Here is a 25,844-nt window from a genome sequence, read left to right as displayed (position 1 = left end):
CGCCCTCGGAACCTACATGAGCACTTCGGCCTCCGTCCCTTCACCCACGTCCGCCGCCGCCGGTCTGGCCGATCTGGCCGCCGCGCTGCCTGCGACCGAGCGCCTGCCGGTGCTGTTCCTGGGGCATGGCAGCCCCATGAATGCGATCGAGGACAACGCCTGGCGCCGCAGCTGGCAGGCCCTGGGCCAGGAACTGCGCGCGCGGGGCACGCAGCCCAGCCTGATCCTGTGCGTTTCGGCGCATTGGCTGACCCCGGGCTGGCAGCTCACGGCCATGAGCCAGCCTCCCACCATCCACGACTTCGGCGGCTTTCCGCAGGCCCTGTTCGACCAGCAGTACCCCGCGCCGGGCTCGCCAGCCATGGCCCGTGCCATCAGTGGGGTGGTCAGGCAGCCCGACTCTGGCCGCGCGCTGGACCTGGACGAGCGCGAGTGGGGCCTGGACCACGGCACCTGGTCGGTGCTCAAGCCCATGTTCCCGGCCGCGGAGATCCCGGTCATCCAGCTCAGCATGGACTACCGCCGGCCCGCGGCCGAGCATTTCGCTGTCGGCCGCCAGCTCGCCCAGTTGCGCGAGCGCGGTGTGCTGATCGTGGGCAGCGGCAACATCGTGCACAACCTGCGCACCATGCGCCGGGACGCGGCCGACAACCAGGCCTACGAATGGGCGATCGAGTTCGACCGCATCACGGCCGAGCACCTCGCTCAGGGGCGGCTGGAGGCGCTCAACGACTTCCAGCAGCTGGGCACCGTGGCGCAGATGGCGCACCCCAGCTGGGAGCACTACCTGCCGCTGCTGTACACGGCGGGTGCGGTCACCGACAAGGAGGAGCCGCGCTTTTTCAACGACGGTTTCCAGGGCGCCTCCATCTCCATGCGCTCGGTCATCTGGAGCTGAACCCGGGACGGCCCATGAAAAAAGCCGCTCATCGAGCGGCTTTTTTGCGTCAGACCCGACTCAGACCACCTTGGCGATGGCCTGGCAGACGTAGTCGATGTTCTTGCTGTTGAGCGCGGCCACGCACATGCGGCCGGTGTCGGTGCCATAGACGCCGAACTCGCTGCGCAGGCGCACCATCTGGTCCTTGTTCAGGCCGGAGTAGCTGAACATGCCGATCTGGCTGGTGATGAAGCCCATGTCCTGCTTCACGCCGGCGGCCTTGAGGCCGTCCACCAGCTTCTGGCGCATGGCCTTGATGCGCACGCGCATCTCGCCGAGTTCCTTTTCCCACAGGGCGCGCAGCTCCGGGTTGTTCAGGACGGCGGCCACCACCGCGCCACCGTGGATGGGCGGGTTGGAGTAGTTGGTGCGGATCACGATCTTGAGCTGCGACAGCACGCGCGAGGCTTCCTCGGCGTTTTCGCACAGCACCGACAGGGCCCCCACGCGCTCGCCGTACAGGCTGAAGCTCTTGGAGAACGAGGTCGAGACGAAGAAGGTCAGGCCGGCGGCGACAAACTTGCCGATGACCGCGCCGTCTTCGGCAATGCCGTGGCCAAAGCCCTGGTAGGCCATGTCCAGGAAAGGCGTGAGGCCGCGGGCCTTGACGGCGGCGATCACCTGGTCCCATTGGGCCGGGGTGATGTCGTAGCCGGTCGGGTTGTGGCAGCAGGCGTGCAGCACGGCGATGGTGCCGGGCTGCGCGGCGTTCAGGCTGGCCAGCATGCCGTCGAAGTTGACGCCGCGCTTGTCGGCGTCGTAGTAGGCGTAGCTGTCGACCGTGAAGCCCGCGTTGGTGAAGAGGGCGCGGTGGTTTTCCCAGCTCGGGTCGCTGATCAGGACCTTGGCGTTCGGATTGAGGCGCTTGAGGAAGTCAGCGCCGATCTTGAGGCCGCCGGTGCCGCCGATGGCTTGCACCGTGGCCACGCGGCCGGACTTCACCGGCTCCGAATCGCTGCCGAACACCAGGCTCTTGACGGCGGCGTCGTAGGCCGCGATGCCGTCGATGGGCAGGTAGCCGCGCGCGGCAGGCTTGTCCATCATGGTCTTCTCGGCCGCCTGCACGCATTGCAGCAGGGGCAGCTTGCCGTTGTCGTCGAAGTAGACACCGACGCCGAGGTTGACTTTGTTGGGGTTGGTGTCGGCGGCAAACTGTTCGTTCAGACCCAGAATCGGGTCGCGCGGCGCCATTTCGACGGCGGAGAAGAGGGACATGCTGGGTTTCCTGGGTTGAGGTCGGGAGCAACCGGCATTTTAGCGGCCGGGCGTGTTGCGTTCCTGATGCCAAATGGTGTGCCCGTTGTGGCCTTCGCATGCATGTTTTCGCCACAAGCGTGCGCTTCCTCATGACAGAGGAGGGTTTGGGTATTCGTTACCGTTTACAAGCGTTCCATTGCCGCATGTCTGCGGTATATTCAAAAGGGCGTTAACTTTTATTAACATTTCACCGTTCCATGGAGGAAATGGGTCATGCGAAAACATACTTCCGGTCTCGTTCGTGTTCTCGCCATTGGCGCCGCTGCAACCGCGTTGTTGGTGGGTGTCAGTGGCTGCGCGAGCAACAGCAACCTGCCGGCCGCGCCGGTGGTGGCCAGCACCGCCAACTACAACTACCTGGTGGGACCGGGCGACACGCTGAACATCACCGTGTGGCGCAACCCCGAGCTTTCGCTGACGGTGCCCGTGCGCCCCGATGGCAAGGTGTCCGCGCCGCTGGTCGACGAACTCGTCGCGCAGGGCAAGACGTCCTCCGAAATCGCCCGCGACGTCGAGAAGGCGCTGGGCAAGTTCGTGCGCGATCCCGTCGTGACGGTGATCGTCACCAACTTCGTCGGCCCCTACAGCGAGCAGATCCGTGTGGTGGGTGAAGCCACCAAGCCGCAGTTCCTGCCCTACAAGCAGAAGATGACGGTCATGGACGTGATGATCGCGGTGGGCGGGCTGACCGACTTCGCCGACGGCAACAAGGCCACCATCGTGCGCGCCGCTGAGAGCAACAAGCGCTACAGCGTGCGGCTGCAGGACCTGGTCAAGCGCGGCGACATTTCCGCCAACGTGGAAATGCTGCCCGGCGACATTCTCATCATCCCGCAGGGCTGGTTCTAAGGCCGCCGTCCGGTCGGCCTCGGGGTTGGTCGGGCGACCAGCCAGTCCCTCGCTGTTCTGCTGTCACACACAGATTTCTGCATGCACGATCTCCTGAACCAAATCTCCACCACCCTGCGGGGCATGTGGAAATACCGCCGACTCGGGGTGCTGATCGCCTGGATCGTGGCCGCCGTGGGCGCCGCCGGCGTGTTGATGATCCCCGATCGCTACGAGGCGACGTCGCGGGTGTACGTCGACACCCAGTCGATCCTGCGCCCGCTCATGACCGGTCTGGCAATCCAGCCCGATGTGGAGCAGCAGGTGGCCATGCTCAGCCGCACGCTGATCAACCGGCCGACGGTGGAAAAGCTCATGCAGATGGCCCAGCTGGAAACCGCGGGCCAAACCAAGGCGCAGCGCGATGCCCTGGTGGACAACCTGTTCAAGTCGCTCGCCATCCGCTCGACGGGGCGCGACAACCTCTACACCCTGTCGTACCGCGACGAGAACCCGGAGCGTTCGCTGCAGGTGGTCAAGTCGCTGCTGACGATCTTTGTCGAGTCGGGCAAGGGCGCCGCCGGCACCGATTCCGACAACGCCCGCAAGTTCATCGAAGAGCAGATCAAGAACTACGAGAACAAGCTGTCCGAAGCCGAGTCCCGCCTGAAGGATTTCCGCCTGCGCAACCTGGACATGCAAGGGCAGGGGGGTCTCGATGTGGCCGGCCGCATGGCCGAGATGCTGAGCACGCTCAGCCAGGCCCGCCTGGAGCTGCGCGAAGCCGAGAGCGCCCGCGAGGCCGCGCGCAAGCAGCTGGAGCAGGCGCGCAGCATGGCGCGGACCGCGCCCGACACCTCGTCGCTGAACTTGGCCACGCCCGACCTGGATTCCCGCATCGATGCGCTCAAGCGCAGCCTGGACGCCCTGCTGCAACGCTTCACGGACCAGCACCCGGACGTGCTCAACACGCGCCGCCTGATCAAGGAACTGGAAGACCAGAAGCGCCGCGAGATCGCTGAAATGCGCCGCGCCGCCGCGGCCTCGCCCGCCTCGCCGGTGGTGGAGAACAACCCGGCCATCGTGGAAATCACGCGCACGCTGGCCTCGGCCGAAGTGCAGGTGGCGTCCTTGCGCGCCCGCGTCGGCGAATACGAAGGCCGCTCGGCCCGCCTGCGCGAGCAGCTCAAGGTGGCGCCGCAGATGGAAGCCGAGCTGGCCCAGCTCAACCGCGACTACGAAATCCACCGCAAGAACTACCAGGACCTGGTGTCGCGCCGCGAGACCGTGTTGATGAGCGGCGAGCTGGAAAGCACCTCCAACCTGGCCGACTTCCGCGTGGTCGAACCGCCGCAGGTCTCGCGCCGCCCGGTGGCCCCCAACCGCGCACTGCTGTTGCCCGTGGCCCTGCTGGCCGCGCTGGCCGCGGGTGTTGGCGTGACCTTCCTGGTCAGTCAGCTGCGCCCGGTGTTCTTCGATGCCTCGGCCTTGCGTGGTGCCACCGAGCTGCCCCTGCTGGGCGTGGTGACCCTGGTCAAGAACGACGCCATGCGCCGGCGCGAATCCCGAAGCCTGCGGCGTTTCCTGCTGGCCATCATGGCCTTGGTCGTGTTGTTCCTCATCGGTATGGTGACCTTGTCGTACCGATCGAGCCTTTGAAGGTGATCTGAAAACATGTCCAGCTTGATTGAAAAAGCAGCCCAACGGCTTGAGCAACTGCGACAGGCCGGCGCCGACATGCCGGCGGTGCCCGATGCCGCCGCGGCGCCCACCAGCGCACCCGAAACCACGGCGCCTGTGGCCGCTGCCGCCAAGCCTGCGCCCGTGATGAAAGAGGCCGCCAAGACCGTCTCCAAGAGCGTGCGCCTCGATCTGGCCGGGCTCACCGAGGCGGGCTTCGTCACGCCGAACGCGCCGCGCGCCGCCATCGCCGACCAGTACCGTGTCATCAAACGCCCCCTGATCGCCAATGCAACCGGCAAGGGGGCCTCGGTCGTGCAGCATGGCAACCGCATCATGGTGACCAGCGCCATGCCCGGCGAAGGCAAGAGCTTCACCGCCATCAACCTGGCGATGAGCATCGCCATGGAGCTGGACTACACGGTCCTGCTGGTCGATGCCGACGTGTCCCGCCCTTCGATCATGAAAACGCTGGGCCTGCCGCCCGGCCCCGGCCTGCTGGACCTGCTGACGAACAAGCAGATGGAGATGTCGGACACGCTGCTGCGCACCAACATCGACAAGCTCAGCCTGCTGCCCAGCGGCACGCCGCATCCGCGCGCCACGGAGCTGCTGGCCAGCGACGCGATGACCGATCTGATTGAAGAGATGGGCCACCGTTACCCCGACCGCATCATCATCTTTGATTCGCCACCCCTGCTGCTGACCACCGAATCCCGCGTGCTGGCCACGCACATGGGCCAGATCGTGGTGGTGGTGCAGGCCGAGAAGACCCTGCAGTCCCAGGTCCGGCACGCGCTGACGACGATCGAGTCGTGCCCGATCAAGCTCATGGTGCTCAACCAGGTGCATGGTGGCGATCAGGATGCCTATGGGTACGGCTACGGCTACGGGCACGGGGCGTCGAGCGACGCCCAGGTCTCAGAGACCACGCCGGCTTGAATCGGTTCACGGAGGTTTCCCAGTGACACATCGATCATCCCGCCGGCCCACATCGTTCCCGGTGGCCACGCTGGTGCAGGCCTTGTCGGGCCTGCTCGTGCTGTCGCTGCATGCCCAGGTGAGGGCGCAGGAAGTCGGTCCCGCAGGGGATCTGGTGGAGGTGGAGACGCCGGTGGCCCCGCCCCCTGCCATCTGGGTGACGCCCCGCATCTCCGTGAGCCAGGGCTTTTCCAACAACGGCGATCTCTCCACGCAGAACCGCCAGAGCGAGCAGATCACCGAAATCAGCCCGGGCATTGGCGTGGTGGTCAACAAGCCGCGCCTCAAGGGCTTCTTCGACTACTCGCTGCGCGGCATCTACGACGCGCGCAACACGGTGCAGGACAACATCCAGCAGTCCCTGAACACCAATGGCACCTTCGAGGCCTGGGACAACCGCGCCTTCATCGATTTCTCCGGGATCATCGGCCAGCAGGCCATCTCGGCATTCGAGTCGCCGAGCATCGACGCCCTGGGCAACGACAACCTGTCGGAGACCTCGAGTTTCCGGTTCTCGCCCTACCTGCGCGGCAGCCTGATGGGTTCGGTGGACTACGAGCTGCGCTACGCCTACCAGACCACCCGCACCGACACGCGGCTGCGTTCCGACATCAGCTCCGAAGAGGGCCTGGCGCGGCTGTCGCGGCAGGTGACCGGGCAATCGCTGGGCTGGACGCTCGAAGCGGGTCGCACGCAGCTCGACTACAGCTTCGGACAGCGGCAGACCCTGGACGCGGTGAATGGCCGCCTGTTCTACGCGCTGAACCCGACGCTGACCCTGTCGGCGCTGGTCGGCGTGGAGTCCAACGACCTGCTGACCCCCGACATGAAGTCGTACCGCTCCACCGGGCTGGGTGTCGAATGGCGGCCCTCCGATCGCACGCGCGTCTTCGCCGAGCGGTCCAACCGCTATTTCGGCAACGGCCACAACGTCGAGGTCGAGTACCGCAGCCGGCGCGCGATCTGGCGCTATGTGGACACCCGCGACGTGGTCACCAGCCAGCTGGATGCCGCGGGCGCGTCCCAGGGTTCGCTCTATGGCCTGATCGACGCGCTGTCCAACGAGTCCGACCCGGTGCGGCGGGCGCAGCAGGTGAATGCCGAGCTGCAGCGCCTGGGCCTGCCGGCCGATTTCCAGCTCAACCCGGGCTTCCTCACCTCGTCGGCGTCGGTGCAACGCCTGCAGGAGCTTTCGCTGGGCCTGTTCGGTCCCCGCGATGCCTTTGTGGTGGCCGTGGCCCGCAACACGGGGCGCCGCCTCAATCCGGTGATCACGCTCAGCGACGACTTCAACATCGCCTCCGACATTGTCGAGAAGGCCTGGCGGGTCACCTACGCCCACCGCCTGACGCGGCTGACCTCGGCCAACGTGTCCTTCACGCGGCAGACGAACGAAGGCATCAACACCTCGTTCAGCAACACCCTCAAGACCTTGACGTTCGGCGTCAGCACGCGCCTGGCCGCTCGCACCAGCGGCAGCGTGCAACTCCGGCGTTCGCTCTACAGCGGCACCTTCCCCTACAAGGAAACCGCCATCCTGGGCGTGGTCACCCACCGGTTCTGATACATGTACGAAGCCTATTACGGGTTGACCAGCAAACCCTTCCAACTCAACCCCGACCCGCGTTTCTATTACAGCAGCAAGCCGCACCGGCGCGCGCGCTCGTACCTCGTGTACGGCGTCATGCGCGGCGAGGGCTTCATCGTCATCACCGGTGAGGTGGGCGCCGGCAAGACCACCATCGTGCGCGACCTGCTCGACAGCCTGGAAAACGGCTCGGTGGTGGCGGCCCACCTGGTGAGCACCCAGCTGGGCGCCGAAGACGCGCTGAAACTGGTCTGCGCGGCCTTCGGCGTGCCCGTGCGCGGCACCGGCAAGGCCGACATGCTGATGGCGCTGGAAGCCTTCTTCATCACCCAGACGACCCAGGGCAAGCGCTGCCTGCTGATCGTGGACGAAGCGCAGAACCTGCAACCGCTGGCGGTGGAAGAGCTGCGCATGCTGTCGAACTTCCAGTTCGGCGAGCAGGCCCTGCTGCAGACCTTCCTGGTCGGGCAGCCCGAGTTCCGCACCATCCTGCAGGGCCCGGGCATGCTGCAACTGCGCCAGCGCGTCACCGCGCGCTGCCACCTCGGCCCGCTGGACGAGGAGGACACCCGCGCCTACATCGAGCACCGGCTCAAGTGCGCCGGCGCGGTGGACAAGCCGGTCTTCGAGCCGGCGGTGTTCGCCGGCATCTTCCAGCACAGCGGCGGCATTCCGCGCCGCATCAACACCCTGTGCGACCGCCTGCTGCTGCAGGGCTACCTGTCCGAATCGCCGACCCTGACGCTGGATGCGCTCAACGAGGTGGTCGCGGAGATGCACGCCGAGAGCGCGGTGCCCGCGCCGGACCACCAGGGCAGCGACGACCGCTGGGCCCACCTGCCCAAGGCGGGCGGGGGCGCCGAGGCCCGCCCTTCGCTGGTCGATGGCATCGGCCCCGAAGACCTCGACCTGGACCCGGGCGTGGTGGACGGCATCGGCGAAGAGCTCACCCGCGTGACGGCCGAGCAGCTCAGCACCCGCCTGCTGCGCATGGAGCGCAGCGTGCTGCGCCAGGAGCGGGTGAGCCTGGAGATCCTCGGTGCCTTGAGGAAGATCGTCGCGGCCACCCGCAAGTCGCGCAACAACGGCAGCAACTGATCCCAAGGGGGTTCCCATGCCATCCAACGCACCCATCGAAAACGCGCTGACCATCGACGTCGAAGACTACTTCCAGGTCTCGGCCATGGCGCCCTACATCGACCGCGCCGATTGGGACCGCTGCGAGTGCCGGGTCGAACACAACATCGACCGCATCCTGCAGCTGCTCGCGGCGAAGAACACCCACGCCACCTTCTTCACCCTGGGCTGGATCGCCGAGCGCTACCCCGACATGGTGCGCCGCATCGTGCGCGAAGGCCATGAACTCGCCAGCCATGGTTATGGGCACCAGCGGGTGAGCGACCTCACCGAGGCCGAGTTCTTCGACGACATCACGCGCTCCAAGGGCCTGCTGGAAGACCTGGGCGGCCAGGCGGTCTGGGGCTATCGGGCGCCGAGCTTCTCCATCGGTGCGAAGAACCTGTGGGCGCTCGACACCCTGCAGCGCGCGGGCTACCGCTACAGCTCCAGCATCTACCCGGTCAAGCACGACCACTACGGCATGCCCGATGCGCCGCGCTTCGCCTACGAGACCTCGGGCGGCATGATGGAAGTGCCGCCGACCACGCTGCGCATGTTCAACCGCAACCTGCCGTCCAGCGGCGGTGGTTATTTCCGCCTCATGCCCTATGCGCTCTCGCGCTGGATGCTGCAGCAGGTGAACAGGCAGGACGAGCAATCCGCCATCTTCTACTTCCACCCCTGGGAGATCGACCCCGGGCAACCGCGCGTGGCCGGCATCGACCTCAAGACCCGCTTTCGCCACTACGTCAACATCGGCCGCACGGAACAGCGCCTCGCGCGCCTGCTGGACGATTTCCAATGGGACCGCATGGACAACATCTTCATCGGCAGCCGCGTGAAGAAAGAGGTGTCCGTTGTCTGAGCCTGCTCTTCTGCGCATCCACCGCCTCGACAGCGCCCAAGCCGACCAGATCGCCCGCTGGGACGCCTTCGTCCTGGCGCAGCCGCAGGCCACGTTCTTCCACCGCGCGGGCTGGCAGACGGTCATCCGCGACGTCTTCCGCCACGACACCTACTTTCTCTACGCCGAGTCCGGCGGCGAGATCCAGGGCGTGCTGCCGCTGGCCCATGTCAACAGCCGCCTGTTCGGCAACGCGCTGACCGGCCTGCCGTTCGCGGTGTACGGCGGCGCGGCCGCCGCGACCCCCGAGGCCGCCACGGCGCTCGAAGCCGAGGCCCAGCGCCTGGCCGTCGAGCTCGGCACCGACCACCTGGAGCTGCGCCACATCGAGCGCCGCCACACCGACTGGCCAGTGCAGGAGCTCTACGTCACCTTCCGCAAGGCCATCCTGCCCAAGGAAGAGGACAACATGCTGGCCATCCCGCGCAAGCAGCGCGCGATGGTGCGCAAGGGCATCAAGAACGGCCTGACCTCGCACATCGACCCGACCGTCGACCGCTTCTTCGCCCTGTACGCCGACAACGTGCACCGCCACGGCACGCCGGCCATGCCCAAGCGCTACTTCCAGACCCTGCTCAAGACCTTCGGTGCCGACGCCGAGGTGCTGACCGTGTGTTCGGCCGAAGGCACGCCGCTGTCCAGCGTGCTCAGCTTCTACTTCCGCGACGAGGTGCTGCCGTACTACGCGGGCGACGACGAGGCCGCCCGCGACCTCGCTGCCAACGACTTCAAGTACTGGGAACTCATGCGCCTGGCCTGCGCGCGCGGACTCAAGGTGTTCGACTACGGGCGCAGCAAGGAGGGCACCGGCCCCTACGCGTTCAAGAAGAACTGGGGCTTCGAGCCCACGCCGCTGAACTACGAGTACCGCCTGTACAAGCGCGAGGGCATTCCGCAGAACAACCCGGCCAACGCCAAGTACAAGCTGCTGATCGCGACCTGGCGGCGCCTGCCCATTGGCGTGGCCAATTGGCTGGGCCCGTTCATCGTGCGCAATCTGGGCTGAGCGACGCCACCTTGACGCACCATGGCCAACCTGCTGTACCTCGTTCACCGCCTTCCGTATCCGCCCAACAAGGGCGACAAGGTGCGCTCGTACCACCTGTTGCGCCACCTGCTGCAGAAACACCGCGTGTTCCTGGGCACCTTCATCGACGACCCTGACGACGAGCAGCACCTGCCCACGCTGAAGGCCCTGTGTCCGGACCTGCACGTCGAGCGCATCGCGCCGCGCCGGGCCAAGCTGATGAGCGCCACCGGCCTGCTGCGCGGCGAGGCGCTGACGCTGGCCTACTACCGCAACGCCGGCATGCGGCGCTGGGTCGAGCAGGTGGCCCAGGCCCATGAGCTGCAGGCCAGCGTGGTGTTCTCGGGCGCCATGGCGCAGTACGCGCAGCCGCTGGCGCCGGCCGTGCCCATGCTGGTCGATTTTGTCGATGTGGATTCGGCCAAGTGGACGCAATACGCTCCCGCGCACCGCTGGCCGATGTCGGCCGTGTACCGGCGCGAAGGCGAACGCCTGCTGGCCTACGAACGCGAGGTGGCCTCGCAGGCGCGCCGCTCCTTCTTCGTCACGCCGAACGAGACCGCGCTGTTTCTCTCGCACGCGCCCGAGGCCCAAGGCCATGTGCAATCCCTCAGCAACGGCGTGGACGCCGATTTCTTCACCCCCGATCCCGCGCGCGCCAACCCGTTCGCGGCGAACGAGCAGGCGATCGTGTTCACCGGTGCCATGGACTACTGGCCCAACATCGACGGCGTGAGCTGGTTCGTCTCGGACATGCTGCCGCGCCTGCGCGCGCACTGGCCGCGGGCGCGCTTCTACATCGTGGGCCGCAGCCCCTCGCCGCAGGTGCAGGCCCTGGCCGGCCAGCACGTGGTGGTCACCGGCACCGTGCCCGATGTGCGGCCCTACCTGCAGCACGCCGCCGCGGTCGTGGCGCCGCTGCGCGTGGCGCGCGGCATCCAGAACAAGATCCTCGAAGCCATGGCCATGGAGCAGGCGGTGATCACCGTGCCTTCCTGCGCCGAAGCCATCGGCGCGAGCAGCGCGCAGGGGCTGCTGCGAGCCGAGGATGCCGACGGTTTCCTGCAGGCGCTGCAGCAACTGCTCGATGCGCCGCCAGCCCAGGCCGCCGCGCTCGGCCGCGAGGCCCGCCGCTTCGTGCTGCAGGGTTTCAGCTGGCAGGCCCACCTGAGCGGCATCGACGCCTGCCTGGACGACCCCCACCAACTCAACGCCACCGTTCAGGAGGCCCACTGACATGTGCGGCATTTCCGGCCTGTTCGACACCCAGGGTCTGCGCAGCTACGACCGCGCGCTGGTGTCCCGCATCAACGACATCCAGGCCCACCGGGGGCCGGACGAAGACGACCTGCACCTCGAACCTGGCCTGGCGCTGGGCCACCGGCGCCTGTCGGTGATCGACCTGGCCACGGGCCAGCAGCCGCAGTTCAACGTCGACGCCAGCGTGGGCATCGTCTTCAACGGCGAGATCTACAACTTCCAGGAACTCGTGCCCGAGCTCAAGGCCCTGGGCTACGTGTTCCGCACGCGCAGCGACACCGAGGTGATCGTGCACGCCTGGTCGGCCTGGGGCACGGCCTGCGTGCACCGCCTGCGTGGCATGTTCGCCTTCGCCATCTGGGACCGCGCGCAGCAGTCCTTGTTCCTCGCGCGCGACCGCATGGGCGTCAAGCCCATGCATTACGCCTGGTTGCCCGACGGCAGCTTCATCTTCGGCTCCGAACTCAAGGTGATCACGGCCCACCCGGGCTTCGTGCGCGAGATCGATCCGAAGGCGGTGGAAGACTATTTCTCGTTCGGCTACGTGCCCGACCCGCGCTGCATCTACCGCAACGCCCACAAGCTGCCGGCGGCGCACACGCTGCTGCTGCGCCGGGGCGAAGCCGACCAGCCCGCGCCCGTGCCGTACTGGGACGTGCAGTTCACCAACGACAACCCGATCGAGCAGGCCGATGCCGAGGTCGAGCTGCGCGACCGCGTGCGCGAGTCCGTCAAGCTGCGCCTGATCGCCGACGTGCCGCTGGGTGCCTTCCTCTCGGGTGGGGTCGATTCCAGCGCCGTGGTCGCGACCATGGCCGGCCTGTCCGACACACCGGTGCAGACCTGCGCGATCGGTTTCGACGACCCGCGCTTCAACGAGTCCGAGTTCGCCCAGCAGGTCGCCGACCGCTACAAGACCGACCACCGGCTGGAGATCGTCAAGAGCGACGACTTCGACCTGATCGACACCCTGGCCTGGCTGTACGACGAACCCTACGCCGACAGCTCCGCCATCCCGACCTACCGCGTCTGCGAGATGGCGCGCAAGCACGTCACCGTGGCGCTCTCGGGAGATGGTGGCGACGAAAGCCTGGGCGGCTACCGGCGCTACCGCATGCACCTGGGCGAGGAGCGCGTGCGCAACCGACTGCCGCACGGCCTGCGCCAGTCGGTGTTCGGCACGCTGGGCCGGCTCTACCCCAAGGCCGACTGGGCGCCGCGCATGTTCCGCGCCAAGACCACCTTCCAGGCCATGGCCATGGACAGCGTGCAGGCCTACCACCACAGCATGTCGCACCTGCGCGCCGACCAGCGCGCGCGCCTGTTCTCGCCCGCGTTCCAGCGCGAGCTGGGCGGCTACAACGCCATCGAGGTGTTCCGCGAGCACGCCCAGCGCGCGCAGACCGACGACCCGCTCGCGCTGATCCAGTACCTGGACTACAAGACCTGGCTGGTCGGTGACATCAACACCAAGGTGGACCGCGCCGCCATGGCGCACTCGCTGGAGGTGCGCGAACCCCTGATGGACCACCAGCTCATCGAGTGGCTGGCCACGCTGCCCAGCGATCTGAAGATCCAGGGCGGGGAGGGCAAGGCGGTGTTCAAGAAGGCTTTCGAGCCGCTGCTGCCGCACGACGTGCTGTACCGGCCCAAGATGGGCTTCTCGGTGCCCCTGGCGAAGTGGCTGCGCGGGCCGCTGGCGCAGCGCATGCGCGAATCGGTGCTGAGCCCGCGCATGCTGGACTCGGGCTACTTCAATGCCACCGTGCTCGAGCGCATGGTGAAAGAACACCTGAGCGGCCAGTCCGACCATTCCACGCCCTTGTGGATGCTGATCATGTTCGATGCGTTCCTGCGGCAGAACGAGAAGAGCGCGCCCGTCTGACGGGCCAAGAATTCATTTCCAGGAGGATGTTTGTGAGCAACAAGAAGAAGGTGCTGCTGGTCGGCGCCGGCAATATCGCCAAGACCCACGCGGCCGCGCTGCGCGAGATCCCGGGTGTGGAGCTGTATGGCGTGTTCGACGTGAACGCCGCCACCGCCCAGGGCCTGGCCAAGGAATTCGGCGCGGGCCGCGTGTTCAACTCGATCGAGGAAGCCGCCGCCTCGGACGCCGACACCGTGCACGTGTTGACGCCACCGGACTTCCACCTGTCTTCCGCCATGCCCTTCGTGGCCGCAGGCAAGACCGTGCTGCTGGAAAAGCCGGTGGGCGTGAGCACCGCCGAGTGCGAGCAGCTGCGCGAAGCCGCAGGTCAGTCCGGCGCCGTGATCGGCGTGAACCAGAACCTGGTGTTCAACCCCGCCTACGTGCAGCTCAAGGAAGCCATCGCGTCGGGCCGCCTGGGCAAGCCGCGTTACCTCGACTACGTGTACGAAGTGCCGCTGCGCCAGCTGGCCGCGCGCCAGTTCGGCCACTGGATGTTCCGCAAGCCGCTCAACATCCTGCTGGAGCAGGCGGTGCACCCGCTGTCGCAGGTGCTCGACCTCGCCGGTTCGGTGCGCGAGCTCTCGGTGCTGGCCGAGGACCCGGTGGAAATCTCGCCCGGCGTCGGTCTTCACAACGCCTGCCAGGTGTCGCTGCGCTGCGAGCGCATGCCCGCCCACATGCGCTTCCATGTGGGCGCCGAGTTCACGGTGTGCCGCATGACCGTGGTCTGCGACGACGGCGTGGCGGTGGCCGACATGTTCGCCAACCAGTTCCACACCCTGGAGCGCACCGCCTACATGGAGCCGGTGGATGCCTGGCTCTCCGCGCGCGCTACCGGCAAACAGGTGAAGTCGCAAGGCTTCTCGGTGCTGCGCGACTACGTCATGGCCACGGCCAAGCTCAAGCCGCGCTCCGACGCCTTCTACCTGGGCATGAAGGGCAGCCTGCAGGCCTTCTACCAGGAGCTGCAGAGCCAGGGCAAACCCCGCATCGACCTCGACTTCGGCGCCCAGCTGGTCTCGGTCTGCGAGCAGATGGCCGCGGCCTTCAAGCCCTTGCCCGCGCGCGCCACGCCGGTGGCCGAGCCCGCGCCCACGGGTGACCTGGTCGTGGTGCTGGGCGGCACCGGTTTCATCGGCTCGCACACCGTGGCGGCCCTGCTGGGCCAGGGCCACCGCGTGCGCGTGATGGCGCGCGGCGTGAACAACCTGCAGCCGGTCTTCAGTCGGCCTGGCGTGGAGATCGTGCGCGGCGACGTGAAGAACAAGGCCGACCTGGAGCGCGCGATCGCCGGCGCCCCCTACGTGATCAACCTCGCGCACGGCGGCGGTGGCGCGAACTTCGAGGCCATCCGCGCCGCGATGGTGGACTCCGCCGTGATGGTGGCCGAGGTGTGCCGCGCGGCCGGTGTGCAGCGCATGGTGCACGTGGGCTCCATCGCCAGCCTGTTCCTGGGCGATGCGGGTGAGACCATCACCGGCGCCACGCCACCGGACCCCCGCCCCGAGACGCGCGCCGACTACGCCCGCGCCAAGGCCCTGGCCGACCAGGCCTTGATGGACATCCATCAGAAGACCGGCTTCCCCATCGTGCTGATGCGCCCCGGCCTCGTGGTGGGTTCGGGCACCTCGCCCTTCCACAGCGGCCTGGGCTTCTTCAATAACGACCAGTACTGCGTCGGCTGGAACGGTGGCCAGAACGCCTTGCCCTGGGTGCTGGTGGGCGACTGCGCCTCGGCCATCGTGGCCGCCGTCACGGCGCCCGCCGCGCCGGGCCGTGCCTACAACCTGGTGGGCGATGTGCGCCCGAGCGCGCGCGAATACCTGGCCGACCTCTCGCGCACCATCGGCCGTCCGCTGAAGTTCGTGCCGTCGTCCCCCACCGGCCTGTGGCTGGTGGAGATGGGCAAGTGGCTGATCAAGCGCGTGACCGGCCGCGCCGTGGCCCGACCGTTCAAGCGCGATCTGATGTCGCGCGGCCTGCTGGCCAAAATCGACTGCAGCAACGCCAAACAGGACCTGGGCTGGCAACCGGTGGGCGATGCCGCGACCTTCCACCGCCAGGCCATGGCCGTGCACGCCGGAGAAGGTTCTGCATGAGCGAGGGCGCACGCCCCCCGCGCGTGCTGCTGCACGCCTTCTCGACCTTCAAGCTGGGCGGGCCGCAGGCGCGCTTCGTGCAACTGGCCAATGCCCTCGGGCCGGGCTACCGCCACCTCATCGTGGCGATGGACAACTGTTTCGACGCCGGTGAGCGGCTCGCCCCGGCGGTGAACTGGGAGCCGATGCGGCTCGAGGTGGTCAAGGGCGGGGCGCTGGCCAACCGGGGCGCCTTTCGCGCCTTGCTCCAGCGCCTGAAACCCGACCTGCTGCTGTCCTACAACTGGGGCGCCATCGAATGGGCGGCGGCCAACCTGCCGCGCGTGGTGCCGCACGTGCACGTGGAAGACGGCTTCGGCCCCGAAGAGGCCGCCCGGCAACTGCCGCGCCGCGTCTGGATGCGGCGCGTGCTGCTGGGCTGGAACCGCGTCTCGGTGGTGGTGGCCTCGCGCAACCTGGAGCGTTTGGCCACGGGTGTGTGGAAGCTGCCGGCGCGCCGGGTCACCTTCATCCCCAACGGCGTGGACATTCCCGCGGCGGCGCGCGCGGTGTCGGTGGAAGAAGGCCGACCGGTGCGCATCGGCACGGTGGCCGGGCTTCGGCCGGAGAAAAACATCGCCCGCCTCATCCGCGCTTTCGCCAACGTGCGGGCCCGGCGTTCCGCCCGCCTCATCGTGGTCGGCGACGGCGCGCAGCGCGGCGAGCTGGAAGCGCTGGCGCAGCAGCTCGGCGTCGCCGCCGACGTGGAATTCACCGGCTACCTCAAGGACCCGTCCGCGCGCCTGACGGACTTCGATCTGTTCGCGCTGTCGTCGGACACCGAGCAACTGCCGATCGCGCTGCTCGAAGCCATGGCGGTGGGCATGCCGGTGGTGGCCACGCGCGTGGGCGACGTGGGCGACATCCTCTCGGACGTGTCGCCCGACAACCTCTGCGAGCCGCAGGACGGCCCGTTCGCCGCCACCCTCGCGCGCGCCCTGGACCAGCAGCCCCTGTGGCCGGCGTGGGCCCGGGCCGGCCGCGAGAAGGTGCAGGCCTCGTACGCCAAGGCCCTCATGACCGCCCAATGGAAGCGGGTGTTCGATGGCCAACTTCACCGATCCTCTGTGGCGGCCTGAGGCCGCTCGACCCATGAAAATCCTGTACCACCACCGCACGGCATCGAAAGACGGCCAGGCCGTGCACATCGAAGAGATGATCGAGGCCTTGCGCAGCGAGGGGCATGAGGTGCGCGTGGTCAGTCCGGGTGGCGACGAGCCCGAAGGCAGCGCGCCAGGGCAGGGCGGCAATGGCCAGATGGGCAGCGACATGGGCTGGGTGCACCGCCTCAAGGCCCTGATGCCCAAGGCCTTGTACGAACTCATGGAGCTGGCCTACAGCGTGCTGGCCTACCGCAAGCTGATGAAGGCCGCGAAAGACTTCCGGCCCGACGTCATCTACGAACGCTACAACCTCTTCCTGCTCAGCGGCCTGATGGCCAAGAAGCGGCTCGGCATTCCCCTGCTGCTGGAGGTGAACGCGCCGCTGGTGTTCGAACGCTCGCAGCACAGTGGCGGCCTGGCCCTGCAGGCGCTGGCCCGCTGGGCCGAGGGCGTGGCCTGGCGCGGCGCGGACTGCGTGCTGCCCGTGACCAATGTGCTGGCCGACCACGTGCGCGCCCGCGGCGTGCCCGACTCGCGCATCCAGGTCATCCCCAACGGCATCAACCGCGCGCACTTCGCCCAGGCCCCGACCCAGGAGACCGCCAAGGCCCACCTCGGCCTGCAGGGCCGCCTGGTGCTGGGCTTCACCGGCTTCGTGCGCGACTGGCACGGCGTGGACCGCATCGTCGACTGGATGGCGTCCCCGCAGGCGCCGTCCCACACCCACCTGCTGGTGGTGGGCGACGGCCCGGTGCGCGAAGCGCTCGAGCAGCAGGCCCGGCGCCTGGGCCTGGCCGACCGCGTGACCTTCACCGGCGTGATCCACCGCGACCGGGTGCCCGCGCACGTGGCCGCCTTCGACGTCGCCCTGCAGCCCGCCGTGACGCCCTATGCCTCGCCCCTGAAACTGATGGAATACCTGGTGCTGGGCAAGGCCGTCGTGGCGCCCGCCACCCCCAACCTGCTGGAGGTGCTGACCCACGAGGACAACGCCCTGCTGTTCGACGAGGCCGTGCCCACGGGCATGCAGGACGCGCTGACGCGCCTCTGCACCGACGACAGCCTGCGCGAGCGGCTGGCCGTCGCGGCGCACGACACCATCGACCGGCTCAGCCTCACCTGGACGGGCAACGCCCGGCGGGTGGTGGCGCTGTCGACCTCCCTGGCCCAGGCTTCCCCGACGAGGTGACCCATGACGACGCGAAGCACCGACTCTCTTTCGAGCAAGGCGGCCCTGGGCGGCCTGTTGCTGGTGCTGCTGGTCGCGTTCGGCTTGCGCTTCATGGCGATCCGGGCCGATGGGGGCCTCTGGTACGACGAGATCTTCGGCGCGAGCTACGTCAACCTGAATCCGCTGGACGTGGTGGTCGCGGTGATGCGCTTCGACATCCATCCGCCGCTGTACTACCTGCAGCTCAACGCCTGGGGCGTGTTCTCGAAACAGGACACCTGCCTGCTCCTGAACTCGGTGTTCTGGAGCCTGGGTTCCATCGTGGTGGTGTACCTGGGCGTGGCCGCGCGGGCCGGCCGCCGCGCCGCGCTGCTGGCCGCGGCCTTCACGGCGCTGCTGGGCAGCGAGATCTACTACGCCTCCGACCTGCGCATGTACGCCATGCTGGGCTGCAACGTGCTGCTGCTCTGGTACTGCGTCGACCAATGGCTGCTGCACGGCCGGCGCGGCCACTGGTGGGCCATGTGCCTGCTGGTGCTCTCGCTGTCCATGCTGCACAGCATCGCGTTCATCGCGGTGGGGTCGGTGCTGTGTTACACGCTGATCCGCTGCTGGGTGGCCGGCGAGCGCCGCCGCCTCAAGCCCCTGCTGGGGTTCATCGGGATTTCGGGTGTGTTGCTGCTGCCCTGGCTGGCGAACGCCAGCTTCCGTTCGGTGTCGCACACCCGCATGCCGAGTTTCGACAGCGTGGCGCAGACCCTCGGCGGCTGGCTGCTGGGTTACTTCCCCGGGGCCACGACCACGCAGTACGCGGTGGCCGCCGCCCTGGTGCTGGCGCTGGTGTTCTACCTGCTGGTGTTCGGCTCGGCCTACGTGAGGGCCTGCGTGGTCTCGTTCGTGGTGCTGCCGGTGCTGGTGGTGGGGGTCATCTCGCTGGTGCTGCGGCCCATCTGGCTGGACCGCACGCTGGCCTACACCGCGCCTTTCCTCGCCGTGGCGCTGGCCGTGCACCTGCACGAGCGCCTGCGGCCGGACGCGCGCCTGCGGGTGTGGGGCGCGGCGCTGGTGGTGGCCTTGCTGGTTTTCGTGGCGGCCTATGGCGCCGGCTGGGAGCGGCTGCAGGCCCCGCGCAAGATGGACTTCCACCAGGTCGCCCGGCACATCGCGCAGCACAACACCGAGCGCCGCGACATCTACGTGCCGTCCAACGTGCGCTACTGGGCCACGGCCCGCTACCTCCAGGGGCCGGGCTGGGGCAGCCTGCTCGCCATCCAGGACCCGGCGAAGATCGACGATTCCGACACCTGGCGCCGGATCTACCAGAAGCTGGGCGACTCCTGGCTGGAGCGCCTGCACCTGAAGGGCACGGCGCGTTTCATCGACACGCCCCATGGACGCCTGTGGATCGGCTACAGCCCGCTGCCCGACGAGGTGGTGGCGCGGGGCTACTACCTGGTGGGCGACAACAACGACCGCGACAAGTCCCAGCCCTGCCCGCAGGGGCGCGAGACGTCCCGGAAAAGTTTTGAAGGTGTGATGGTGTTCGAATGCAAAAATCCCTGAAGCCCCTTCGCATCCTGCTGTTCTCCAGCCTGTACCCGAGCGAGGTGCGGCCCATCCACGGCATCTTCGTCGAGACCCGCCTGCGCGAGCTGCTGAAAACCGGGCAGGTCCAGGCCAAGGTGGTGGCGCCGGTGCCCTGGTTCCCGCTGAAGTCGCCCCGCTTCGGTGAATACGCCCAGTTCGCGGCCACGCCGCGCCTGGAGCAGCGCAACGGGCTGGAAGTGCACCACCCACGTTACCTGCTGCTGCCCAAGGTCGGCATGAACCTCGCGCCCTACACCATGGCCCTGGGGGCCCTGGCGACGGTGCGGCGCCTGCAGAAGCAGGGCTTCGATTTCGACCTGATCGACGCCCACTACTACTACCCCGACGGGGTGGCCGCCGGGCTGCTGGCGCGCTGGCTGAAAAAGCCCTTCGTCGTGACCGCGCGCGGCACCGACCTGAACCTCATTCCCGAGTACCCCTTTCCCCGCAAGCTCATCCTCCAGACCGCCGCACAGGCGCAGGCCTCCATCGGCGTGTGCCGTGCGCTCATGGATTCGCTCGCCGCCCTCGGCGCGGACTCGGGCAAGCTCAACACCTTGCGCAACGGCGTCGACCTCGAGCGCTTCACCCCCGAGCCGCGCGAGGCCGCGAGGCAGCGCCTGGGCCTGGATGTGCAGGGGCCGTACCTGCTGTCGGTGGGCCACCTGATCGAGCGCAAGGGCCACCACATCGCGATCGAGGCGCTGCCCGCCATGCCGGGCGTGACCTTGCTGGTGGCCGGGGGCGGGCCGGAGCAGGGCGCCTTGAAGGCGCTGGCGGCGCGCCTGGGCGTGAGCGAGCGCGTGCGCTGGGTGGGCGTGGTGCCGCAGACCGAACTCAAGTGGTGGTACAGCGCGGCCGATGCGCTGGCCCTGTGTTCCAGCCGCGAAGGCTGGGCCAATGTGCTGCTGGAGGCCATGGCCTGTGGCACGCCGGTGATCGCCACCAACATCTGGGGCACGCCCGAGGTGGTCAGCCAGCACGCCGCCGGCCTGCTGATGGCGCGCCGTGACGGGCCGGCCCTGGCCGAGGCCTGGGGCCGGCTGATGGGCGACCTGCCCACGCGCGCGGCCACGCGCGCGCACGCCGAAACCTTTTCCTGGGACTCCACCACCCAGGGGCAACTCGACATCTTCAGGAGGTTCGCATGACCGAAGGCTTGCTGCTGTTGGCCGAACTGGTGCTGCTCGCGCTGCTCTTGCTGGCGGTGCGGCGCAAGGCCCGCGATCCGAAGACGCCCGACATGGGCTTCTTCTCCTACGAGGTGCTCACCGATGACGCACCGCCCGCGCCGAAGAAAAGGAACTAGGAACCGCCATGCGTGACCTGCTGGTCTTCGGGGCCGTGCTGCTCTTCGTGCCCCTGGGCTTTTCGAACGCCTTCATCGGCTACCTGCTGTGGGGCTGGGCCGGCCTGATCGCCATGAACAGCTACGTGCACGGCTTCATGGGCGCAGTGCCCTTCGTGCAGCTGTTCGCTCTGGTCACCATGGCCTCGCTGCTGATGCGCCGGGGCGACCGCTTCGAGCGCATCGAGATCAACCGCACCACGGTGCTGATGATGCTGTTCGCGGTGCACGGCTTCTTTGTCGCGCTGTTCGCCTACCCGGGCCTGGACCGCAACTGGGAGCTCTTCGGCAACTTGGTCAAGACCGTGCTGTTCTGCCTGTTGATGCCGGTGTTCGTGACCTCGCGTTACCGCATCCATGCCATGGTGGTGATGGTGGTGCTGGCGACGAGCTTTCACGGCGCCCTCGATGGGCTGAAATTCATCGCCAGCGGCGGCGGGCACAACGCGCGCGGCATCGCCAAGTTCGGTGACAACAACCACTTCGCGATGGTGCTGCTGATGGTGTTGCCGCTGCTGTACTACCTCTACCAGATCTCCTCGCGCAAGCTGGCCAAGATCGGCTTTGCCGTGCTGCTGCCGCTCACGGCCTTCGCCGTGGTGGCCACGGCCTCGCGCGGCGCCCTGATCGGCCTGTGCGTGATCGTCTTCTTCATCCTCATGAAGAGCCGCAACCGCATGATCGGCATCGTGATCGTGGCCATCAGCGTGGCGGTGGTGGTGCAGCTGGCGCCCGATTCGTGGTCCGAGCGCATGGAGACCATCAAGACCGCGAAGGAAGACGATTCCCTGCTGGGCCGTTTCGGCGCCTGGCGGGTGAGCTCGTCCATTGCCCTGTCCAACCCGGTCTTCGGTGGCGGTTTCCGGGCCGTGCAGTCGTCCGCGCTCTGGGACTCGTTCAAGGATGGCCCCACCTTGCTGCCCTTCATCGAGGTCGCGCCAAGCAGCCCCTCGGGCCTGGCCGCGCACAGCATCTGGTTCGAGGTGATGGGCGACATGGGCTTCATCGGCTTCCTGCTGTTCGTCGCGCTGGTGGCCAATGCCTTCCTCACGCGCCGGGAAATCCTGAAGCTGACCAAGGCGCGAGGGCCCTCGCTGCGCTGGGCGTCCGACCTGGCCGACATGCTGGGCGCCGCCCTGCTGGCCTTCGTGGTGACGGGCTCGCTGCTCAGCGCCGCCTACTTCGAGCTGCCCTACATCTTCCTGATCCTGATGGAGGTGCTCAAGCAGCACGTCCGCAAGACCGTGGCGGCCAGCAAGGTGCCGCCGCCAGCCCCGGCCTGAGGCCGGTGGGCGCGGGGGCCGTTCAGCCCGCCGCGTCCTTCTTGAAGATCAAGGCCACCGCGCTGTCCTGGAAGCGCCGCAGCTCGGCTTCGATCGGCGGCTTCATCAGCATGATGCAGGCGTACCAGGCGGCGACGAACATCACGCCGTTGAACAGCAGGCTGAAGAAGATCGGGAAGTTGGGGTGCACGTAGGTCTTGAGCGCGTAGCTGAAGGTCCCGGTGATCAGCGAGATCAGCACGATGGGCACATTGCCCCGCAGCCACTGGCGCACGCCCAGCCCGAAGTAGACCTTGTTGACCATGACGTAGAGCGGAATGCCCACGATCTGGCCGATGGCCATGGCGATGCCGAAGCTCACCAGGGTGCCGTCGAACAGCATGATGGCCAGCACCACCTTGATCAACAGCACCAGCAGCGAGGGCACGGCGGCCGCATACGGCTTGCCGATGCTGGTGAGCGCGGGTGTGACCAGGCGAAAGAGGATGCCGGCGGCCCCCGTGAGGCACAGCCAGGGGATCACGTCGATGCTGGCCACCCACTGCGGACCGAACAGGAACAGGATGATCTCCCGGTCCATCACCATCATCCACACCATGGCGGGGATGATGACCACGGAGATGTACGACGAAGCCTGCTGGATCGCCGCCGCCATGTCTTCGTTGGCGTGGTGCAGCTTGGAGAGGTAGGGCAGCGCGAAATAGTCGATGGTCGACTTGAGCACCGTGTAGGGCAGCGAGACCGCCGAGGCGGCCTTGCTGAAATAGCCCACGGCCGCGGGCGTGCTCATCTTGCCCAGCATCACGTCGGGCAGCGCCGCGTCCAGGGCGGCGACGGTGGAGGTGACGATGGTGCCGGTGCCGAAGTGGGTGATCTTCTTCCAGCCCTTGAGGCTGGGCAGCCAGGGCATGGGCGTGGTGGAGTACCAGTGGTAGGCCGCGCCCGTGACGATGATGTTGACCAGGTTGGCCCAGGCCATGGTCATGTGGCCGTGGCCGGTGTAGGCCAGGGCGATGGTGGTGATGAAGTAGGTCACCACCGAGATCGCCATGACCTTGGAGGTGCGCTTGACCTCCAGGTTGCGCGTGAGCAGGGCGTAGGGGATGGAGCCGAACGGAATGAAGACGAAGCCGATGGCCAGCACCTTGACCACGTCGCCGACCTCGGGTGTCTTGAAGAACACCGACCACACATCGGACGTGAAGAACAGGATCGCGGCGACGGTCCAGGACGTCACCAGCAGCACGCCCAGCGCGGTGCGGATGGTCTGCTGCGTGACCTCCTTCTCCTTGACGATGTAGGAGAACACACCGAAGTCGCGGAACACGTGCGCGAAGGTGATGAGGATGGCGCTCATCGAGAAGATGCCGATGTCCGTGGGGGTCAGCAGGCGCGCCAGGATGACCGACAGGGCGAAGTTGGCGACCGTGGCGCCATTGCTCACCAAAAACTGCAGGCCGATTTTTTTTCTTATGTTCAACGGAGGTTCCCGGATTTTCGTTGGGGCAGGGGGGCACGCGGGTGCGGCGGCGCGGCGGTGGCGAGTGCCTCTGGGCGGTTCACGGGGGGCTCAGGTGTTGCGTGGCATTGTAGTGAGCCGACATGACTCGACGGCGTCTGGTTTCGAAGGTTTTCCAGTGGTACGGCAGTGTGTACGGGTTTCGTCGCGTTTGGGGCATTCGATTCCTCGCCAGATGTGAAGCAATGCGGAATCCCACCACTTTTGCGGGTCCACTTTGTCAACTATTTGTTACATTGAGCGTCCCCCCCAGACGGAGTTCCCCCATGCCCGCGACCAGCGATGCCGCGCGCCCTGCCGCGACGATGACGCCCGCGCTCTCCGTGTGGCTGGACCTGTGCCGCGTGCTCGCGGCCCTGGCGGTCTACATCGGGCATTCGGTCTACCTCAAGGTGGCGCCATCGGCGCTCACGCTCACCTGGCACCGGTCGGCCGATGATGCGGTGATCGCCTTCTTCGTGATCTCCGGCCTGGTGATCGCGCACACCACCCGCGATCGCCAGCTCAGCGGAGGGCGGTACGCGCTGGCGCGCCTCTCGCGCGTGTACTCCGTCGCGCTGCCCGCGGTGCTGCTGGCCCTGGCCATCGATCTGGTCGGGATGCGGCTCAACCCCAGCCTGTACACACCCGACTGGCAGTACCCCAGGCTCTGGTTCTACCTGCCGTTCCACTGGTTGTTTCTGGGCGAGACCTGGTTCGGCGCCATCCAGCCGTTCAGCATGGCACCGTACTGGTCGCTCGGTTACGAGGTCTGGTACTACGTGTTGTTCGGCGTGGCCCTGTTTCTGCGCGGGCCGCTGCGCTGGGTCGCCCTGATCGGGGTACTGGCCGTGATGGGGCCGCGCATCGTGCTGCTGCTGCCGGTCTGGCTGCTGGGCGTCTGGCTCCAGCGGCGCCTGCCCGGCCTGCGGATGGGGCCGCGCGCCGCTCGGCTGCTCATGGGCCTTGCCGTGGCCGCCTACCTGGTGTTTTTCCTGTCGGGCCTGCGAGGCATGACCGACGAGGCATCGCGCCGCCTGTACGCCGGTTTCAGCCAGGTCCTGCCCGTGCCTTTCGACCCCGGTTCCACGGTCCATGTGCTGTCGGACTACGTGGTGGCCCTGATCTTCGCGGGCTTCGTCATCGGCTGCGCGCGTTGTGAATGGGACTTCAAGGGGGCCGGGGCGCGCTGGATCCAGCGGCTCGCCGGCTTCACCTTCAGCTTCTACCTGATCCATTTCACCCTGCTGGTGTTCGCCAGCGCCCTGGGCCTGTCGCAGCCCGGCTGGGGCCTGTACGGCGTGCTCCTGTTGGCGGTGCTGGCCGCCACTTGGGCGCTGGCCCAGGTGGGCGAGCTGCGGCGCGACTGGTACCGCGCGCGCCTGCTGAGCCTGTGGAACGCCGGTGCCTGGTGGCGCCGCGACCGGCCCCGCGCGGGCGCCTGAAAGCCGTCCGCTACATCGCCAGGTGGCGGTCGGTGTCCGCCAGGCGCGCGCAGGCGGCCTGGCCGGGGAATGGCAGTGCCAGGCTGTGCACCGCCATGGCACAGGCCTGACCCTGGACGTCGATCGCGGTGAACCGAGGCTCGGTCTCGATCCCCGCCTCGAACACCCCGGGCTCGATGGACAGGCCGCTGCCCAGGGCTTTGAGGCAGGCTTCCTTGCGGGTCCAGCAGCGCAGGAAGGCCTCCAGGCGCTGGTCCGGATCGACCGCGCACAGGGCCAGGAACTCGGCCGGGGAAAAATTGCGCTGCGCCAGCGATTCGAGGTCGTTCATCTCCCGTGGCACCTCGATGTCCACGCCGATCGGCGCGTCGGCGCAAAGCCCGATCAGCGCCCAGTCGCCGCTGTGGCTCATGTTGAAGTGGGGCTGCCCCTCGCCCCGCAGGCGCGGTTTGCCGAACGGGCCTTCGACGAAGCTCAGGACGCGCGCGGGCTGGCCCGTGACCTGCGCCAGCAGCTGGCGCAGCGCCGTGTGGCTGGCGCGGTAACGGCGGGCATCGCGCTCGAAATGGAAGCGGCCGGCCTTGGCCCTTTCGGTCGCGCTGAGCAGCGCGACCTGGTCGGGATCGCCGGGGTCCGACGAGGGCAGGCTCAGGTCGACGAGCCAGAGGGTGATGCCGATGGCTTCGGGTGAGGTCAGGTGCGTGGCGGTCATGCGGAAAAGGCTGCTTGAATGGTCATATTTCCGGGCTGGGAGGAG

At 67.6% G+C, this 25,844-nt stretch carries 21 protein-coding genes; 18 read left to right on the top strand and 3 right to left on the bottom strand.

Going from position 1 to position 25,844, the window contains the following annotated elements:
• Positions 1-16: 16 nt before the first annotated feature.
• Positions 17-898 carry a 4,5-DOPA-extradiol-dioxygenase gene (gene ygiD / locus AC1Q9M_RS01095; RefSeq protein ID WP_492432015.1) on the top strand — a complete coding sequence of 294 codons (882 nt, stop codon included), beginning with the start codon at positions 17-19 and terminating at the stop codon, positions 896-898.
• 60 nt (positions 899-958) lie between these two features.
• Here the strand turns inward: ygiD and AC1Q9M_RS01090 are convergent, their stop codons facing one another.
• Positions 959-2,155, bottom strand: a complete 1,197-nt coding sequence (locus AC1Q9M_RS01090; RefSeq protein WP_382158268.1) for an amino acid aminotransferase — start codon at positions 2,153-2,155, stop codon at positions 959-961.
• A 255-nt stretch (positions 2,156-2,410) separates the two neighbouring features.
• Between AC1Q9M_RS01090 and AC1Q9M_RS01085 the strand changes: the two genes are divergently transcribed.
• The 16 genes from AC1Q9M_RS01085 to AC1Q9M_RS01010 all read left to right on the top strand — a co-directional run bounded on the left by AC1Q9M_RS01085 (position 2,411) and on the right by AC1Q9M_RS01010 (position 22,144).
• Complete coding sequence (locus tag AC1Q9M_RS01085) at positions 2,411-3,046, top strand: XrtA/PEP-CTERM system exopolysaccharide export protein (protein WP_291116680.1); 636 nt, start codon at positions 2,411-2,413, stop codon at positions 3,044-3,046.
• 81 nt (positions 3,047-3,127) lie between these two features.
• Complete coding sequence (locus AC1Q9M_RS01080; RefSeq protein ID WP_492432012.1) at positions 3,128-4,684, top strand: XrtA system polysaccharide chain length determinant; 1,557 nt, start codon at positions 3,128-3,130, stop codon at positions 4,682-4,684.
• A gap of 15 nt (positions 4,685-4,699) precedes the next feature.
• Entirely contained in the window at positions 4,700-5,647 is a 948-nt protein-coding gene (locus AC1Q9M_RS01075) for an XrtA-associated tyrosine autokinase (RefSeq protein WP_444686465.1), read from the top strand.
• 22 nt (positions 5,648-5,669) lie between these two features.
• Positions 5,670-7,250: a TIGR03016 family PEP-CTERM system-associated outer membrane protein gene (locus tag AC1Q9M_RS01070; protein WP_444686466.1), complete on the top strand. Its 1,581-nt coding sequence runs from the start codon at positions 5,670-5,672 to the stop codon at positions 7,248-7,250.
• 3 nt (positions 7,251-7,253) lie between these two features.
• The gene (locus AC1Q9M_RS01065) at positions 7,254-8,372 is read left to right on the top strand and encodes an XrtA/PEP-CTERM system-associated ATPase (RefSeq protein WP_492432010.1); all 1,119 of its coding nucleotides are present in this window, start codon (positions 7,254-7,256) and stop codon (positions 8,370-8,372) included.
• 16 nt (positions 8,373-8,388) lie between these two features.
• The gene (locus tag AC1Q9M_RS01060; protein ID WP_382158258.1) at positions 8,389-9,258 is read left to right on the top strand and encodes an XrtA system polysaccharide deacetylase; all 870 of its coding nucleotides are present in this window, start codon (positions 8,389-8,391) and stop codon (positions 9,256-9,258) included.
• Positions 9,251-10,303: a FemAB family XrtA/PEP-CTERM system-associated protein gene (locus AC1Q9M_RS01055; protein WP_382326763.1), complete on the top strand. Its 1,053-nt coding sequence runs from the start codon at positions 9,251-9,253 to the stop codon at positions 10,301-10,303. Before AC1Q9M_RS01060 ends, AC1Q9M_RS01055 begins: the two co-directional genes overlap by 8 nt.
• Positions 10,304-10,324: 21 nt before the next feature.
• Positions 10,325-11,560, top strand: coding sequence for a TIGR03087 family PEP-CTERM/XrtA system glycosyltransferase (locus AC1Q9M_RS01050; protein ID WP_382326761.1), 1,236 nt, complete (start codon positions 10,325-10,327; stop codon positions 11,558-11,560).
• 1 nt (position 11,561) lies between these two features.
• Positions 11,562-13,469 (top strand): XrtA/PEP-CTERM system amidotransferase, encoded by a 1,908-nt coding sequence (locus AC1Q9M_RS01045; RefSeq protein ID WP_492432007.1) that lies wholly within the window; start codon positions 11,562-11,564, stop codon positions 13,467-13,469.
• Positions 13,470-13,501: 32 nt separating this feature from the next.
• Positions 13,502-15,613, top strand: a complete 2,112-nt coding sequence (locus AC1Q9M_RS01040; protein ID WP_492432005.1) for an NAD-dependent epimerase/dehydratase family protein — start codon at positions 13,502-13,504, stop codon at positions 15,611-15,613.
• A complete protein-coding gene (locus AC1Q9M_RS01035) occupies positions 15,610-16,731 on the top strand; it encodes a glycosyltransferase (protein WP_492432003.1) in 1,122 nt (373 codons plus the stop codon). Before AC1Q9M_RS01040 ends, AC1Q9M_RS01035 begins: the two co-directional genes overlap by 4 nt.
• Before the next feature lie 13 nt (positions 16,732-16,744).
• Positions 16,745-17,944, top strand: a complete 1,200-nt coding sequence (locus tag AC1Q9M_RS01030; protein ID WP_444686472.1) for a glycosyltransferase family 4 protein — start codon at positions 16,745-16,747, stop codon at positions 17,942-17,944.
• A gap of 3 nt (positions 17,945-17,947) precedes the next feature.
• The gene (locus AC1Q9M_RS01025; protein WP_492432001.1) at positions 17,948-19,489 is read left to right on the top strand and encodes a hypothetical protein; all 1,542 of its coding nucleotides are present in this window, start codon (positions 17,948-17,950) and stop codon (positions 19,487-19,489) included.
• A complete protein-coding gene (locus AC1Q9M_RS01020; protein ID WP_492431999.1) occupies positions 19,474-20,664 on the top strand; it encodes a glycosyltransferase family 4 protein in 1,191 nt (396 codons plus the stop codon). Before AC1Q9M_RS01025 ends, AC1Q9M_RS01020 begins: the two co-directional genes overlap by 16 nt.
• Positions 20,661-20,822: a hypothetical protein gene (locus tag AC1Q9M_RS01015; RefSeq protein WP_382158240.1), complete on the top strand. Its 162-nt coding sequence runs from the start codon at positions 20,661-20,663 to the stop codon at positions 20,820-20,822. Before AC1Q9M_RS01020 ends, AC1Q9M_RS01015 begins: the two co-directional genes overlap by 4 nt.
• 8 nt (positions 20,823-20,830) lie before the next feature.
• Positions 20,831-22,144 (top strand): putative O-glycosylation ligase, exosortase A system-associated, encoded by a 1,314-nt coding sequence (locus AC1Q9M_RS01010; protein ID WP_492431997.1) that lies wholly within the window; start codon positions 20,831-20,833, stop codon positions 22,142-22,144.
• Between the two features lie 22 nt (positions 22,145-22,166).
• Here AC1Q9M_RS01010 and AC1Q9M_RS01005 read toward each other — a convergent pair whose 3' ends face one another.
• Positions 22,167-23,588 (bottom strand): oligosaccharide flippase family protein, encoded by a 1,422-nt coding sequence (locus tag AC1Q9M_RS01005; RefSeq protein WP_492431995.1) that lies wholly within the window; start codon positions 23,586-23,588, stop codon positions 22,167-22,169.
• Between the two features lie 341 nt (positions 23,589-23,929).
• On the opposite strand from AC1Q9M_RS01005, the gene AC1Q9M_RS01000 reads away from it, so the two are divergent.
• On the top strand, positions 23,930-25,087 hold the full coding sequence (locus AC1Q9M_RS01000) for an acyltransferase family protein (protein WP_492431993.1): 1,158 nt from the start codon (positions 23,930-23,932) through the stop codon (positions 25,085-25,087).
• Positions 25,088-25,097: 10 nt separating this feature from the next.
• Here the strand turns inward: AC1Q9M_RS01000 and AC1Q9M_RS00995 are convergent, their stop codons facing one another.
• Positions 25,098-25,799, bottom strand: a complete 702-nt coding sequence (locus AC1Q9M_RS00995; protein WP_382324581.1) for a 4'-phosphopantetheinyl transferase family protein — start codon at positions 25,797-25,799, stop codon at positions 25,098-25,100.
• Between the last annotated feature and the right edge of the window lie 45 nt (positions 25,800-25,844).

Source organism: Hydrogenophaga sp. GW823-FHT04C09, from assembly GCF_058796355.1.
This window is presented reverse-complemented; position numbering and strand designations above follow the sequence as displayed.